Source organism: Lachnoclostridium sp. An76 (assembly GCF_002161355.1).
In the GTDB taxonomy this organism is placed as follows: Bacteria; Bacillota; Clostridia; order Lachnospirales; family Lachnospiraceae; genus Mediterraneibacter; species Mediterraneibacter caccavium.
In genome coordinates this window covers 63,572-79,303 of the sequence record NZ_NFHL01000002.1, presented here as the reverse complement: position 1 = coordinate 79,303, position 15,732 = coordinate 63,572, and the positions used below count along the sequence as shown (strand labels likewise).

Annotated in this window: 15 protein-coding genes; 13 read left to right on the top strand and 2 right to left on the bottom strand. The window is 54.6% G+C overall.

All coding sequences use genetic code 11. The annotated features are described in order from the left end of the window. Nucleotides 1–2 precede the first annotated feature (2 nt). Together B5G27_RS04595 and B5G27_RS04590 are read left to right on the top strand one after the other, a co-directional pair. Nucleotides 3–1,181, top strand: coding sequence for an exonuclease SbcCD subunit D (locus B5G27_RS04595; protein ID WP_087177782.1), 1,179 nt, complete (start codon nt 3–5; stop codon nt 1,179–1,181). Then, nucleotides 1,178–3,625: an AAA family ATPase gene (locus B5G27_RS04590; protein WP_087177781.1), complete on the top strand. Its 2,448-nt coding sequence runs from the start codon at nt 1,178–1,180 to the stop codon at nt 3,623–3,625. Before B5G27_RS04595 ends, B5G27_RS04590 begins: the two co-directional genes overlap by 4 nt. A gap of 86 nt (nt 3,626–3,711) precedes the next feature. Here B5G27_RS04590 and B5G27_RS04585 read toward each other — a convergent pair whose 3' ends face one another. Continuing rightward, nucleotides 3,712–5,040: an alpha-amylase family glycosyl hydrolase gene (locus tag B5G27_RS04585; protein WP_087177780.1), complete on the bottom strand. Its 1,329-nt coding sequence runs from the start codon at nt 5,038–5,040 to the stop codon at nt 3,712–3,714. 200 nt (nt 5,041–5,240) lie between these two features. Between B5G27_RS04585 and B5G27_RS04580 the strand changes: the two genes are divergently transcribed. The 11 genes from B5G27_RS04580 to B5G27_RS04525 all read left to right on the top strand — a co-directional run bounded on the left by B5G27_RS04580 (nt 5,241) and on the right by B5G27_RS04525 (nt 14,097). Continuing rightward, nucleotides 5,241–6,338 (top strand): hypothetical protein, encoded by a 1,098-nt coding sequence (locus tag B5G27_RS04580; RefSeq protein WP_087177779.1) that lies wholly within the window; start codon nt 5,241–5,243, stop codon nt 6,336–6,338. Nucleotides 6,339–6,482: 144 nt separating this feature from the next. Further along, the gene (rplM, locus tag B5G27_RS04575) at nt 6,483–6,911 is read left to right on the top strand and encodes a 50S ribosomal protein L13 (RefSeq protein ID WP_087177778.1); all 429 of its coding nucleotides are present in this window, start codon (nt 6,483–6,485) and stop codon (nt 6,909–6,911) included. 26 nt (nt 6,912–6,937) lie between these two features. Further along, nucleotides 6,938–7,330, top strand: coding sequence for a 30S ribosomal protein S9 (gene rpsI / locus B5G27_RS04570; RefSeq protein ID WP_087177777.1), 393 nt, complete (start codon nt 6,938–6,940; stop codon nt 7,328–7,330). A gap of 443 nt (nt 7,331–7,773) precedes the next feature. Further along, entirely contained in the window at nt 7,774–8,595 is an 822-nt protein-coding gene (locus tag B5G27_RS04565; protein WP_002576359.1) for a ParA family protein, read from the top strand. Continuing rightward, complete coding sequence (locus B5G27_RS04560) at nt 8,552–9,478, top strand: ParB/RepB/Spo0J family partition protein (protein WP_002576358.1); 927 nt, start codon at nt 8,552–8,554, stop codon at nt 9,476–9,478. Before B5G27_RS04565 ends, B5G27_RS04560 begins: the two co-directional genes overlap by 44 nt. A 12-nt stretch (nt 9,479–9,490) precedes the next feature. Further along, a complete protein-coding gene (locus B5G27_RS04555; RefSeq protein WP_002576357.1) occupies nt 9,491–9,766 on the top strand; it encodes a DUF5720 family protein in 276 nt (91 codons plus the stop codon). Between the two features lie 288 nt (nt 9,767–10,054). Next, a complete protein-coding gene (locus tag B5G27_RS04545) occupies nt 10,055–10,948 on the top strand; it encodes a DUF6017 domain-containing protein (protein ID WP_002576355.1) in 894 nt (297 codons plus the stop codon). Nucleotides 10,949–10,996: 48 nt separating this feature from the next. Further along, a complete protein-coding gene (locus tag B5G27_RS04540; protein WP_002578791.1) occupies nt 10,997–11,359 on the top strand; it encodes a DUF7768 domain-containing protein in 363 nt (120 codons plus the stop codon). Then, nucleotides 11,352–11,663 (top strand): DUF5720 family protein, encoded by a 312-nt coding sequence (locus B5G27_RS04535; RefSeq protein ID WP_002576353.1) that lies wholly within the window; start codon nt 11,352–11,354, stop codon nt 11,661–11,663. Before B5G27_RS04540 ends, B5G27_RS04535 begins: the two co-directional genes overlap by 8 nt. 101 nt (nt 11,664–11,764) lie before the next feature. Beyond that, nucleotides 11,765–12,265, top strand: a complete 501-nt coding sequence (locus tag B5G27_RS04530) for a PcfB family protein (protein ID WP_002576352.1) — start codon at nt 11,765–11,767, stop codon at nt 12,263–12,265. Between the two features lie 2 nt (nt 12,266–12,267). Beyond that, nucleotides 12,268–14,097 (top strand): VirD4-like conjugal transfer protein, CD1115 family, encoded by a 1,830-nt coding sequence (locus B5G27_RS04525; protein WP_026649524.1) that lies wholly within the window; start codon nt 12,268–12,270, stop codon nt 14,095–14,097. Between the two features lie 146 nt (nt 14,098–14,243). Here the strand turns inward: B5G27_RS04525 and B5G27_RS04520 are convergent, their stop codons facing one another. Beyond that, complete coding sequence (locus tag B5G27_RS04520) at nt 14,244–15,452, bottom strand: IS110-like element ISEnfa110 family transposase (protein WP_002382856.1); 1,209 nt, start codon at nt 15,450–15,452, stop codon at nt 14,244–14,246. Nucleotides 15,453–15,732: the final 280 nt, after the last annotated feature.

Genomic DNA, 15,732 nt, shown 5'->3' with positions numbered 1-15,732 from the left:
CCATGAGATTTTTTCATTTATCGGATCTTCATATCGGGAAACAATTACATCACTATAATCTCCGGGAGGACCAGGAACACATCCTCTCGGAGATCGTTTCTTATGCGGAGGCCCTGCGCCCGGATGCGGTGGTGATCGCCGGGGATATTTATGACAAGACCGTGCCGTCCGGCGAGGCGGTGGCGATTTTTGACGATTTCCTCACACGGATGTCGAAGATCCGGCCGGAGATCCCGCTGCTGATCATCGCGGGAAACCATGACTCCGCCCAGCGTCTGGACTATGCGAGCCGGCTGCTGGGGAGCCACCGGATCCATATCGCCGGCCGGGCGCCGGAAACGGAGGATGAGCATCTGAAGAAGATCACGCTGGCGGATGAACACGGGAACGTGAACTTTTACCTGATGCCTTTCCTAAAGCCCGGGTATGTGCGCGGCCTGAATGGGGGCAGCCTGCCGGAAAATTATACGGAGGCGGTGCGGATCGTGCTGGAACGGGAGAAGATCGATCCGCGGGAGCGCAATGTGATCGTTTCCCATCAGTTTTATACCGGGAAAGATGACGCCGCGGAGGAAACGCTCCGGCCGGAGACCTGCGATTCCGAACAGCTGAGCGTGGGCGGCATCGACAACGTGGATATTTCCGTCCTGAGAGACTTTGATTACGCGGCCCTCGGGCATCTCCACGGCGCCCAGAAGGTTGGCCGGGAGACGGTCCGCTACTGCGGGACGCTTCTGAAATATTCGGTCAGCGAGGCAGAACAGGAGAAGACGCTCCATCTGGTGGAACTGGGTGAAAAGGGCGCGCCGGTGAAGGTGGAGAAGCTGCCCCTTCATCCGCTGCGGGATGTGCGCCGGGTGCGCGGGAACCTGGATGATATTTTAAAAGAAGCGGATCCGCGGCACCGGGATGATTACGTAAGTGTGGTGCTCACCGATGAGACGGACCCGTATAAACCGAAAGAGCAGCTGCAGAAAGTGTACGGCCATATCCTGGAAGTGCGGATGGACAACACCCGCACACGGAAGAAGCTGGAGTTTGACGACGATGAGATCTGGCTGGGCGATCCGGCGCAGGTGTTCGCGGATTTCTACCGCGAGATGCAGGGCCGGGATCTGACGGGCGAGGAGCGCGGGATCGTGGATCAGGCGTATGATCATGCAAAGGGGGATGAGCAGTGAGACCGGTCAGACTTACCATGTCTGCGTTCGGATCCTATTCCGGCGTGGAAGTTATTGATTTTACAGTGATAAAAGGCGGACTCTTTCTCATTGCCGGCGACACGGGCGCCGGGAAGACGACCATCTTTGACGCCATCACCTACGCGCTCTATAACCGGACAAGCGGCGGGGTGCGCGACGGCAATATGATGCGCAGCCAGTATGCGGACGAAAGCACGGATACCTATGTGGAATACACCTTTTCCGGCAGGGAGGGCGAGTACACGGTGCGGCGCAATCCTGAATATATGCGGGCCGGCAAACGGAAAAATGCGGACGGCACCGTGCGTCTGGTAAAGGAGACGGCGAAAGTGAGCCTGCTTCTGCCCGACGGGAAGGAATTTCAGGGGAAGAAGCGGGAGACGGACCAGAAGATCGAAGAGATCCTGGGGCTGGACGCCGGACAGTTCACCCAGATCGCCATGATCGCCCAGGGCGAATTCCTTCAGTTGCTGCACGCGGGATCTCGGGAGCGGCGGAAGATCTTCAGCAAGATCTTCCAGACCCGGATCTACTGGAAGATGCAGGAGGAATTGAAAGAGCAGGCGAAAGAACTCTATGTCAGCCTGAAGGAAAACGAGGCGGATATCCGGCGGGAGATTGAACGGGTGGATGCATTTCATGATCCGGACCTGCGCTGGCAGGAGATCGCCGGCATGGAAATGCCGCCGGCAGAGGAGACGCAAAACACATTAAAGGAGATTATCCGGGCGGGGAAGAGCTGTCTGTCAGAATTGGCGAAGGAAGAAAAGCAGCTTCAGGAACAGGCGGAGGCGCTCCGTACCCAAAAAGACCTGAACCGGGTGGCGGAAGAGATCTCATCGCTGGAAACCTGGCAGAAGGAACACAGTGAAGATGAAAGACAGCTCGGAGAGAAACTTAAGGAGCTGGAGGAAGCGTTTGGCCGGGACGAACCGGGGCTTCAGGAACGGATCGCCGGACTGCGCGAGATGCTGCCCCGGTATGAGACGGTCCGCCGGATGAGCGCGGCGTGCGCGGAATGGACGGAGAAGATGGCTGAATGCATGGAGGCGTGCCGGAGGGCCGCGGCTGAATATGAGGACCGGTATGAGCGGTTCTTCGTGGGACAGGCCGGCCTGATGGCGCGGGAACTGGAAGAGGGAAAGCCCTGCCCCGTGTGCGGCTCTGTCCACCATCCCCATAAGGCGGAACTGCCGGACGGCGTCCCGGACCAGAATGCGGTGGAACAGGCGAAGAAGCGCCGGGACCAGGCGGAGTCCCGCCGGGCAGGGATCCAGGAAGAATATCAGAAGGCAGCCGCGGCGCTGGCGGCGGAGAAGAAGGCGCTGGGGGAAGATCCGCCGGCGTACGAAGAGGCGAAAGCGCAGCTGGCCGGCGCAGAGAAAGAACTGGACAGCCGGAAGGCGGCCGTTGCGCGGGTGCGGGAGCAGCACCGGGAATGTGCGGAAGAGAACCGTCGGAAAGCCGGACAGCTTGAAAGCCTGCGAAGCCGGCATGCGGAGACGGCGAAAAGGCTGGAAGAAGAGAAAGAAGCTTTTTACAGCGAGATCCGGAACCAGCAGTTCAAAGACCAGGAAGAATACCGGGCGGCGAAGCAGTGGATCGATGGCTGGCAGCAGAAAGAGCAAAAAGTGAAGGAATACGACACAAAAGTCATCCAGTGCCGCACCCGGATCGAGACGCTGGAGAACCAGGCCGGCGAAAGGAAGCGGGAAGATCCCGCTCCGGACCAGGAACGGGAGAAGGAGCTTAGCCTTGCAGTGAAAGACCTCCGCAGGCGGTCCATGGATCTTCACGGCCGGAATGAGACGAATAAAAGTGCGTATGAAAACCTGAAAAAATATTTCACATCCCAGGAGGAACTGCGGAGAATATACGAGGTGATCGGCAACTTAAGCCGCACGGCCAACGGCAACTTAAGCGGCAGTGCCAAGCTGGACTTTGAGACATACGTGCAGCGCCGGTATTTCCGCCAGATCATCCAGGCGGCGAACCGGCGGCTCGCCCGCATGACGTCCAATGAATTCATCCTCCAGTGCCGGGATATCCGGGCGCTGGGAAGCCAGGGCCAGGCGGGGCTCGACCTGGACGTCTATGACCTGGTCAATGACTCGGTCAGGGATGTGAAGTCCCTGTCCGGCGGCGAGTCCTTCATGGCGGCGCTTTCCATGGCGCTGGGCCTTGCGGACATCGTGCAGAATACGGCCGGGGCCGTGAACCTTGAGACCATGTTTGTAGACGAGGGGTTCGGGTCCCTGGACGATGCGGCCCGGGAGCGGGCCATCCAGATCCTGAAGGAACTGGCGGGAGAAAAAGACCTGGTGGGGATCATTTCCCATGTAAATGAATTAAAAGAGCAGATCGACTGGAAGCTCAATGTCATCAAGACGGAGCGGGGCAGCCGGACAGAGTGGTCGCAGTGAAATGAATGAAGAACGCCGGTGTGCAGGTGTTCAGGGGGTCAAGTCCCCTGGACACTCTGCATACCGGCGATTGTGTTTTTCTTGTGCTACATTTTCAGATACTGGATGCTGTACGGCGGCATGGAAAGCTGTCCGTTCAGTGTTACGGTATCCGTCTCCGCTGCAGCTTCGGGATACGTCATGATCCGCTCGAATGTTCCGTTCAGCTCGTGGCTTCCGGCGGAAAATTCCGCATCGGACGCATTGATCGCCACGAGGACGCGCTCACGGTCGGTCTTCCGCTCGAATACAAGCTGGTGGTTGGTGATCACGACGTTGTGGTAGGATCCGTTGCAGAGGGCGTCGCTCTCCCTGCGAATGGCGATCAGTTCTTTGATCAGGTCTGTCAGTTCATTCGGCTTCGGCTCCTCAAAGCAGGGGCGCAGGGCATAGTCGTTGTCCGGCGCTTTCTGGCCTTCCTCGCCCCACTCGCTTCCGTAATATATGCAGGGGATGCCCGGCATTCCGAAGAGCAGCCCGTAAGCCAGCGGGATATGCTTCTTGTTGGTCAGGATCGTGGCCAGCCGGGAGACGTCGTGGTTGTCCGCGAACGTCATCAGATGCTTGCCCCGGTAAATGCACCACTGCTCCGGACCGTACTGGCGGTTCAGGGAGTGTGCGATCTCGAACATGTTCATGCTGTTGAAGCTGGAGTAAAGTCCCTTGTAACACTCATAATTCGTGCAGCTGTGCAGCATCTCGTCATTGACGATCAGGTTGTAGTCGCCGAAAAGCACCTCGCCGATCAGGGCGAAGCCCGGTCTGATCTCCTCACAGTAGCGGCGGAGCCGTTTCATGAAATTGTGGTCCAGGCTGTACGCCACATCGAGACGGAGCCCGTCGATGCCGAACTCCTCGATCCACATTTTTACACATTCCAGAAGATAGTCAACGACAGCCGGGTTCTGCAGGTTCAGTTTGACCAGTTCATAGTGGCCTTCCCAGCCCTCGTACCAGAAACCGTCGTTGTAGCCGCTGTTGCCGTCAAAGTTAATGCAGAACCAGTCTTTGTAGGGAGAGTCCCATTTTTTCTCCTGGACGTCTTTAAATGCCCAGAAGCCCCGTCCCACGTGATTGAAAACGCCGTCCAGCATGATCTTCACATCGTGGTCGTGGAGTGTCTGACAGACTTCCTTAAAATCATCGTTCGTTCCGAGGCGGCAGTCAATCTTTTTGAAATCCCTCGTATCATAACCGTGGTTGTCCGACTCAAAGATCGGATTCAGGATGATCGAGCCGATCCCCAGTTCCTGGAGATATTCCGCCCAGTCTGCAAGCTTCAGGATGCGATGCTCAGTAACGCCGTCATTGTGAACGGGCGCGCCGCAGAAGCCGATGGGGTAGATCTGATAAAAAGTTTCATTATAAGCCCACATAAATTCAGTACCTTCCTTGTGTTTGATAACGTAAAGCCGGTTGCCCCGGCACTGTCTTACATTGTATCATATTTTGTAAGGAAACAAAAGCAAAAACACCTGCCGGACGCTTTCTCTGAATTGACACCGGGCCGATGCAGGGATATACTGAAAATATAGTATTCATCCGGCGAATTGTTTGAAAATATGGAGGGAACGGCATGAAAAAACGCATATCATCCATAAGAAAAATATTTGTAACCGTATTGGCAGCGGCGCTCATATCTGGCATGACGGTCCCGGCGGCAGCATTTGCGCAGGAAGCGGAGACTCAGGAAGATCCTGTGATCATGGAAGAAGAAAATTCTGAAACAGAACTTCAAAAGGCAGAGACGCCGGAAGAGGAAGAGATCACAGACGCGGAGACGCCGGAAGAGGAAGAAAGTACGGATACGGAGAAAGCGACAGAAACAGAAACCGAGGAACTGACAGACACGGAAGATCCGACAGAACTAGAGGATCCGGAAGAGGAAAATCCGACAGAACCGGAGGACCCAGAAGAGGAAGAGCCGGCAGAACCGAAGAATCCGGAAGAGGAAGATCCTACAGTGCCGGATAACCCCGGGACGGAGGATCCAACGGAGAATCCGGAAGGCGAGGATCCTGCCGGAACAGAAACGCCGGGAACAGAAACGCCTGTGATTCCGCCGGTTACGATCCCGCCGATGGCGATGGCAGTGCCGATGGATACGTCAGATTCCATGTATGCGCAGCTGGAGCAGTTCCTGACACTCATTGCGGACCGGTTCCAGATTTATACGGTTGCGGTTGTAGAACTGACAGATCCGACCAATCCTTCCGACCCGTCTGCATGGCAGCCGACGGTTCCGGAAGAAGCGGTAGAGGTGTCGCTTGCGATCCCGGAGGGCTATGATCCCTCAAGGACTGTTGTGGCCGAGATCGGGCAGAGCGCTGGCTCGCAGATGCCGGCGTGGACAGAAATTACTTATCAGAACATAAACGGCGGCGCTGTATTTAAGACAGACCACAGCGGGCTGTTTGTGATCGCTGAAGAAAAGCAGTGGAAAGATATCCCTGCATCCCTTGAGATGACGTCAAAAGTTGACCGGCTGGAGCTGACAAAAGTATATCCGTCAGACTCCCGTACATCCGGCGCACTGCCGGCGTCCCTGAAATACAGCACGTCAGTTCCGCTGACCGGCGACGACTACTCCGTATTTATCTGGGGCGCCATCACGGTTCTGGCGGCAGCAGCGGTGATCGCGGGGATCATTATCATAATAAAAAGAAGAAAATAAAGAAAAATCTTGACACAGGGTTTTGGCCGGACTATAATATTACAGCATGACTAAAGGAGAAACAGTATGCGCCATAGCCCCGGAGTATGCTGATTTCACATATACAAGTAAATGTTATCTGATGATTTTATAGGAGGAACACCCATGAAAACTTATATGGCTAACCCTGACAAGATTGAAAGAAAATGGTATGTGGTTGACGCTGAGGGATGTACACTGGGACGTCTTGCTTCTGAAGTGGCTAAGGTGCTCAGAGGAAAGAACAAACCGGAGTACACACCGCACATTGATACAGGCGATTATGTGATCGTTGTAAACGCTGAGAAAGTGAAAGTTACAGGAAAGAAACTTCAGCAGAAGGTTTACTATAATCACTCCGATTATGTAGGCGGTATGAAAGAGACTACACTTGCTGAGATGATGGCAAAGAAACCGGAGAAAGTGATCGAGCTGGCTGTTAAGGGAATGCTCCCGAAAGGACCTATGGGAAGAAGCATGATCAAGAAGCTTCATGTCTACGCTGGCCCAGAGCATGCAAATCAGGCTCAGAAGCCGGAAGTACTGACATTTTAGTTAGAGGTTGAAAGGAGGATATAACAGTGGCTAACGCAAAATATTACGGAACAGGAAGAAGAAAAAAATCAGTTGCAAGAGTATACCTTGTACCGGGAACGGGCAAGATCACGATCAATAAAAGAGACATCGACGAGTATCTCGGACTTGAGACTCTGAAAGTTGTCGTTCGCCAGCCGCTCGTTGCGACAGGCACAACAGACAAATTCGACGTACTCGTAAACGTAAAAGGCGGCGGTTACACAGGACAGGCAGGCGCGATCCGTCACGGTATCGCAAGAGCTCTTCTTGAGGCTGACGCTGATTACAGACCGGTACTTAAGAGCGCAGGATTCCTGACACGTGACCCGAGAATGAAAGAGCGTAAGAAGTACGGCCTCAAAGCCGCCCGTCGTGCTCCGCAGTTCAGCAAGCGCTAAACTTTATCAAAAGTGGTCAAAAACCCCGGAACTACGCGGTTTCCGGGGTTTTTCCTTTTCAAATGGTTTGACGCAATTTGACAGAACGAAGCCTCTTTTAACCCGTTTTCTATGGGTTAAATGGTGGACAACCACCCCAAAAAGAGGGCTTATGGGTTAAAAAATAGGACAACCGAGACGCGATTTTGGGATGCCAAGGGGATGTTTATTTATACATCTCCAAGAGACCTTTTTCGTGAAAACGGTTTGTCTGAATTTGACCTAATTTGAACAAAAGAGAATAAATCTAATCGCCAAGCGCTCAGTATTTTCTACTGGGCGCTTTTTGCGTTTCCGGGGAATTTCATTCCGGGATAAGAAAAGGCCGTCACTTTCAATTTTTGAAGTGGCGGCTTTTTCTATTTCCAGAAGCCATAGAACAATTCAGAAATGAGGTGAAGTCATTGAACACGCAAATCATCGCCATCGCCAACCAGAAAGGCGGCGTTGGCAAGACAACCACCTGCGCGAACCTGGGGATTGGGCTGGCGCAGGCCGGAAAGAAAGTGCTGCTGATCGACGGGGACCCGCAAGGCAGCCTGACCATCAGCCTGGGCCACCCCCAGCCGGACAAGCTGCCCTTTACCCTGTCCGACGCGATGGGCCGTATCCTGATGGACGAGCCGCTGCGCCCCGGCGAGGGTATCCTGCACCACCCGGAGGGCGTTGACCTGATGCCCGCAGACATCCAGCTCTCCGGCATGGAGGTCTCCCTGGTGAACGCCATGAGCCGAGAGACCATCCTGCGGCAGTATCTGGACACGCTCAAGGGACAGTATTCCCATATCCTGATTGACTGCCAGCCATCCCTGGGTATGCTCACGGTCAACGCCCTGGCCGCCGCCAACAGGGTCATAATCCCCGTTCAGGCGGAGTACCTGCCCGCCAAGGGCCTGGAACAGCTGCTCCAGACCGTAAACAAGGTGAAGCGGCAGATCAACCCCAAGCTCCAGATCGACGGCATATTGCTGACGATGGTGGACAACCGCACCAACTTCGCCAAGGAGATTGCCGCCCTGCTGCGGGAGACCTATGGCAGCAAAATCAAGGTGTTCGGCACCGAGATTCCCCATTCTGTCCGGGCAAAGGAGATCAGCGCCGAGGGCAAAAGCATTTTTGCCCATGACCCTAATGGCAAGGTGGCCGAGGGCTATAAGAATCTGACCAAGGAGGTGATAAAACTTGAAAAGCAGCGCGAAAAAAGTAGAGCTGGCTCCATACGATGATTTGTTTTCCACCGAGGAAAGCCGCCAGGATGCCAAGCTGGAGAAGATACAGGAAATTCCGCTGTCTGAGCTGCACCCATTTAAGGGGCATCCCTTCAAAGTCAAGGATGACGAGGCCATGATGGAGACCGCCGACAGCGTTCGGCAGTATGGTGTTCTGGTTCCGGCGATCGCCCGCCCGGACCCGGAGGGCGGCTATGAGCTGGTTGCCGGTCACAGGCGGCACCGGGCCAGTGAGCTGGCCGAGAAAGAAACCATGCCTGTCATTGTCCGAGACCTGGACGATGATGCTGCCACTATCATCATGGTGGACAGCAACTTACAACGTGAAAGCCTGCTCCCCAGCGAAAGGGCCTTTGCTTACAAGATGAAGCTGGAGGCTATGAAACACCAAGGCGCACGGGGGGACTTAACTTCGTCCCAACTTGGGACGAAGTTGCGTGCAGATGAATTGTTGGCGCAGCAGGCTGGTTCGAGTAGGAACCAGGTGCAGCGCTATATCCGCCTGACGGAGCTGATTCCCGAACTGCTGGATATGGTCGATGAAAAGAAAATCGCCCTCAATCCGGCTTATGAGCTGTCCTTTCTCAAAAAAGAAGAACAGCGGGATTTGCTGGACGCGATGGACAGCGAACAGGCTACCCCCTCTCTCTCCCAGGCTCAGCGACTCAAGAAATACAGCCAGGAGGGACATCTGACCCTCGATATGATGCGCGTCATCATGGGTGAGGAAAAGAAAAGTGATCTCGACAAAGTGACTTTCACCTCCGACACCCTGCGGAAGTATTTCCCCAAAAGCTATACGCCCCAGCGGATGCAGGAAACCATTATCAAACTGCTGGAGGCGTGGCAGAAGAAGCGCCAGAGAGACCAGGAACGATGAAAGGAGCCGCCTATGAGGGATATTTCAGCCCGTGAGCTGAAAGGACACAATATCTTGGCCGTAGAGCGTTTTCAGGACAGCACCCGCTGGATGATCGAGTTTTCCGTTCAGCGCCCTTGTTCCTACGGCTGCCCCGGCGATGATATGCGGCTGTTTCTTACGGAGGACGGGTATCAGGCCGCCCTCGTAAGCCAGAAGCGTCGGGAAATCAAAATCAAGCGGTATGCCCGTGTGATCGAGGGCCATGTGCTCGACTTCAAACCGGACAAGCGCCGCCGCCACCCGTAAACTCATTATCACTACGAAAGGAAAGGAATGAATATGTGTACTGTCCAGAGCATCAAAGATGCCATCCGGGAAAGTTGCCAGTCCCAGTATGATATGGAATCCACCGACATTGACCGGGTTTTGCAGACCCTCCCGTTTTCGGAGCATGAGCCGATGTTCAGTCATCCGCCGAAGTACAAGCGTCCTTACCGGCCCTGGCAGAACAACAAAAACAGCTGAAAGCCACAGTCTTTTTCACGAAGGATTGTGGCTTTTTTCATGCCCTAAAATTAGAAAGGAGTGAAGTCAATGGCCGTTTTTCGCATTGAACGGACCAAAGATTATACCGTGATGAGCAATCATCACCTGCGGAACCACGAACTATCCCTCAAGGCAAAGGGGCTTCTTTCCATGATGTTATCCCTGCCTGATGACTGGAACTATACTACCCGTGGACTTGCGAAAATCTGCAAGGAGGGCGTTGATGCCATCGGCAGTGCGCTGCGGGAGTTGGAAACCGCCGGTTACATCGTGCGGAACCAGCTGCGGGACCAACAAGGCCGGATCAGCGACACCGAGTATGTGATTTATGAGAAACCCCAGCCCAGGCAGCCAGAAACGCCAAGGCCGGATACGGCTGTACCAGATACGGCTTCACCAGATACGGAAAACCCGTATCTGGATAAACCGGATACGGAAAAGCCCGCAGAATTAAATATAGAGAAACCAAATACTCAAAAACAAAATACTCATGGAGCAAGTACCGATTCCATTCCCTTCCGGGAAACAGCGGCAGCACAGCTGCCGGAACGGAAAGGAAGGGATGCGATGTCTGTCTCAGAGATAGAAAATTATCGGGAATTGATTCTGGAGAACATCGAGTATGACTATCTGTGCAGAGAGTTTTCGACCTACCGTGAGGACCTGGACGAGATTGTGGAGCTGATGGTGGAGACCGTTTGTGCCAAACGTAAAACCACTCGGATCGCTGGCAGCGACTTTCCCCATGAAGTCGTGCGCTCCCGGTTCTTGAAGCTGGATAGCGAGCATATCCGATTTGTCATGGACGGTATGCAGAAAAACACCACGGAGGTCCGCAATATGAAACAGTATTTGCTTGCAGTGCTGTTCAACGCGCCCACCACGATCAGCAATCACTACACCGTACAAGTCAATCACGATATGAACACAGGCGGCTGGTAAACAGCCGCTTTTCTGTTGCCCGGCAATACCGGGAGAAAGGATTTTGCCATGAAACGACCTCTTGCCTACATTACGGCTCCCTGGAGCAACAACCAGTATGAGAACGCCGAGAACGCTGCCACCTACTGCCGCCAGGTGTACGACGCCGGGTATTCGCCCATCTGCCCGGTTCTGTTCTTGTCCACCTTCCTCAAGGACGAGATTCCCCAGGAACACAAGGACGGGCTGGATATGGTGCGAGACTATCTGCGCCGGTCCCATGTGCTGGTGGTCTGCGGCCACGGCATCGACGAGACCGTGAAGAATGACATCGCCACCGCTGAGCGCCTGCGGATCACCGCTACCACCCTGGACGGTATCCTGACTGTGAAAGGCCAGGGACGCGGGAAAGGAGGTGCGCGCCATGCCTGAGCGTAAGACCGTGGGCCAGCTGATGGAGGAAATGCGGCTCAAGGCCGGGGCGCAGAACTACCACGGCCATGAGTACATGGATTTGGAGCGGTTTGCCGAGGACACCCGGCACATGATTATCTTCGATGTGCTGACCCACGATTCGCCGGTGGGCTGGAAAGGCGAACGGACCCGCCTGTTTCTGACGGAGGCCGGATACCAGAAAAGCCTGGAGAACCAGGAAAAGGGCCACATCAAGATTCTCAGCCATGCCAAGGTGCGCCAGGGACATCTGTACTATGACCGCTCCGATCAGCTGCGTTGAAAGGAGCCTGCCATGATGAAATACCTGCTGCGGCGGCTGGTGGTCCCGCCTTAGTATCAAGCGCCACCCCTGCAAAATCCGTGGAAAGGAGGCGATGACCTATGCAGGAGGAAGTGGAAAACAGGACTTTGACGCTGGTAGTCAGCGGAACAAAGTTTACCGGGCGGCTGTTTAAGGCCGCCATCACCAAGTACCTTGCCCACCGCAAGGAAAAGAAGCTGCAAAAGCAGAAAAGCCGGGATACCCCCGTGATTCCCCACGGCAAACAGACGGTGAAGCAGCTGATCGGCCAGAATCAGGGCGTTTCCAACATCGAGATCACCGACCCCTCCATCAAGGAGTTTGAAAAGATCGCCCGGAAATACGGCGTTGACTATGCGGTGAAGAAGGACCGCAGCAGCTCCCCGCCCAAGTACCTGATCTTTTTCAAAGGCCGCGATGCGGATGCCCTGACCGCTGCCTTTACCGAGTACACCGGCAAGAAGGTCAGAAAGGCGCAGAAAACAGAGCGTCCGTCCGTGCTGGCAAAGCTGAGCCAGTTCAAAGAGCTGGTGAAACACGCCGTTGTGGACCGGAACAAGCGGAAGGAGCTGGAACGATGAAGATGAAAAAGCAACTTGACATCAAAAAGCTCCTTTTGCTGAATATGCCCTATATCCTGATGGGGCTGTTCGCAACCAACTTCGGTGAAGGATGGCGGATGGCCGTGGGTGCGGACGCTTCGGCAAAAATGCTTTCGTTCTTCTCCACGCTGCCGGTGGCGCTGGCCAGCTGGTGGCCCAGCCTGCACCCTTTGGACCTGCTGGTGGGGCTGTGCTGCGGCGCTGGCCTGCGATTGGCCGTGTATCTCAAAAGCAAGAACGCCAAGAAGTACCGGCACGGTATGGAGTATGGCAGCGCCCGCTGGGGCACCCATGAGGACATCGCACCCTACATCGACCCGGTGTTCCAGAACAATGTGATTCTGACTAAAACCGAGAGCCTGACCATGAACAGCCGCCCCAAGGACCCCAAGACCGCCAGAAACAAAAATGTGCTGGTGATCGGTGGCTCCGGTTCCGGCAAGACCCGCTTCTGGCTGAAACCGAACCTGATGCAGATGCACAGCTCCTATGTGGTGACAGACCCAAAAGGCACCATCCTGGTGGAGTGCGGCAAAATGCTTCAGCGCGGCACACCCAAGCTGGGCAAGGACGGCAAGCCCATGAAGGATAAGCACGGCAAGGACATCTATGAGCCTTATCGGATCAAAGTCCTCAATACCATCAACTTCAAGAAGTCCATGCACTATAATCCCTTTGCCTACATCCACTCCGAAAAGGACATCTTGAAACTGGTCACGACGCTGATCGCCAACACCAAGGGCGAGGGCAAGGCCGGGGACGATTTTTGGGTTAAGGCCGAGACGCTTTTGTACTGCGCCCTCATTGGGTATATCCACTACGAGGCCCCGGTGGAGGAACAGAATTTCTCCACCCTCATCGAGTTCATCAACGCGATGGAGGTCCGGGAGGATGACGAGGAGTTCAAGAACCCCGTGGACCTGATGTTTGACGCGCTGGAGGCAGAGAAGCCCAACCACTTCGCCGTCCGTCAGTACAAAAAGTACAAGCTGGCTGCGGGCAAAACCGCAAAATCCATCCTGATTTCCTGCGGTGCGCGCCTTGCCGTGTTCGACATCGCGGAGCTGCGGGAGGTCACGGCCTACGACGAGCTGGAGCTGGATACCCTGGGAGACCGGAAAACCGCCTTGTTCTTGATTATGAGCGACACGGACGATAGCTTTAACTTCCTGATCTCCATGTGCTACACCCAGCTGTTCAATCTGCTCTGCGAAAAAGCGGACGATGTGTACGGCGGGCGGCTGCCGGTCCATGTGCGGTGCCTCATTGACGAGGCCGCCAATATTGGACAGATCCCTCGGCTGGAAAAGCTGGTTGCCACCATCCGAAGCCGTGAGATTTCCGCCTGCCTGGTGCTGCAAGCACAGTCCCAGCTCAAAGCTATCTACAAGGACAACGCCGATACCATCATCGGCAACATGGATACCTCCATCTTCCTGGGCGGCAAAGAGCCGACAACCCTCAAGGAGCTGGCCGCCGTGCTGGGCAAGGAGACCATCGACACCTACAACACCGGCGAGAGCCGGGGCCGCGAGACATCCCATTCTCTTAACTACCAAAAGCTCGGCAAAGAGCTTATGAGCCAGGATGAACTGGCCGTCATGGACGGCGGCAAGTGTATCCTCCAGCTGCGCGGTGTGCGGCCTTTCCTCTCGGACAAGTACGACATCACCAAGCACCCCAATTACCCGTACACCGCCGACGCGGACCCCAAGAACGCCTTTGACATCGAGGCGTTCCTGTCCACCCGGCTCAAGCTCAAGCCCAACGAGGTCTACGATGTGTATGAAGTAGACGCAGAGGGCGTGTAAATCTGTTCCGCTGTGAAAGACCTGCTAATAAAAGTCAAGTAGAAATTTCAGATTTTTAGGGAGGCGAAAAAATGCAATACAAAATCAAGCCGCTGAGCATCTCAAAATTAAAACGGCGGCCAGCCAGATGGTATAGAGTGTAAAAATCAGTCGTGCTCCAGGGATTCCAAGTAGGCTTTCACAGAAGCGTAGTAGATGCGCAGGAACTTGTTGGCAGAGGCCATCATGTAGACACGATATGGCTTGCCTTCAGAGCGTTTCTTGTCCATGAACTGGTACACCGGCTCGTCTATTGGAGCACATTGCAGGATGACGCTCATCACCAGAAAGAGCGTCCTGCGCAGTGAGGCAGATCCTCGCTTGGAAATGCTACGGCTACGGACATCTATTTGACCGGATTGGTAGGGCGGGGCGTCAATACCCGCAAAGGCAACCAACGCTTTTTTGGAATGAAAACGGCGTACATCGCCAATTTCAGCCAGGAGTTGAGGGCCGAGGGTTGGGCCAACACCAAACATCCCCATCACTACAGGATACTCCGGCAGAGAAGCTGCCAGGGATTGCATCTCCTGTTTGAGAGCAGCTAACGCGGAAGAAGTTGTCTGGAGTTGAGAAATGGCCTGTTCTACCAAAAGTTTTGCCGTATCCGTTTTCGGTATGACACCGAAGTGTCTGCAAGCAGAGGCATAAATATCCAGCGCCTTATCCTCGCTGAAATTGTAGCCGTGCTTTCTGCACCACTTCTGGTATTGGGTAGTAAAGGCCTTCTCAGACCGGCCACAAACGCACTCGCAATGCCAAAAAGTAGCGACAAAGTCCACCCACTTCTCGCTGCCATCGGCGCGGGGCGGACTGGTAAACAAGCGATTTGCGTCTGGGAAGGTGGTGTCCAGCAGGGAGATCAGGTTATTCTTCAGCATGGTCTGAACTTTGGAATACTGTTGGTACTGCCGGTAGCAGATTTTCAGCATGAGTCGGGTATCCTCCTCCGGGATATATCTCGGCAATGTGAGCCAGTGGTCAAGACCGTAGTTGGCCAGCTTTACGGCATCCTTTTTGTCGGTTTTGGCCCGTCTTAAACTGTTGTTTCCGTAGTCATGCACCAGCATTGCATTGACTACCGAGACATAAAGGCCCGCGTCGTGGAGCAGCCAGGCCACCGGAGCATGGTAATTACCCGTGGATTCCATCACCACACGGGTCTCGCCGTCCAGGCTTTTGAGCAGTCCTGCCAGCTCGCTCAGTTCATTGGCGGTGTGACGTACTTCAAAGGGTGAAACCACTACCTCTCCGAAGGGCCGCATGACTGCAATCATGCTCTTACCCTTGGAAACATCGATGCCAACGCAGTTCATTCACATTCCTCCAATACAAAGAATCTGCAACCGGAATCCATCTTTTCTCGCTGCCGATTCAATCTATTGTGTGACACGAACTCTCCGACATCCGGTGGTTCAACCTGCTTAAATCGAACGCTGCAACGAGAGGATGGCTAACAGTCTTTCACACGGACATACAAGCCCAAGGAGTGATTGGTCAGCCAGTTGCTCCTCTCATTGTAGCTTAGGCACGAGATGGAGGGAAAGCCGGACTGGCTGTCCGGCTTTCCTGTCCAAATTTATTGTAATAGGAGTG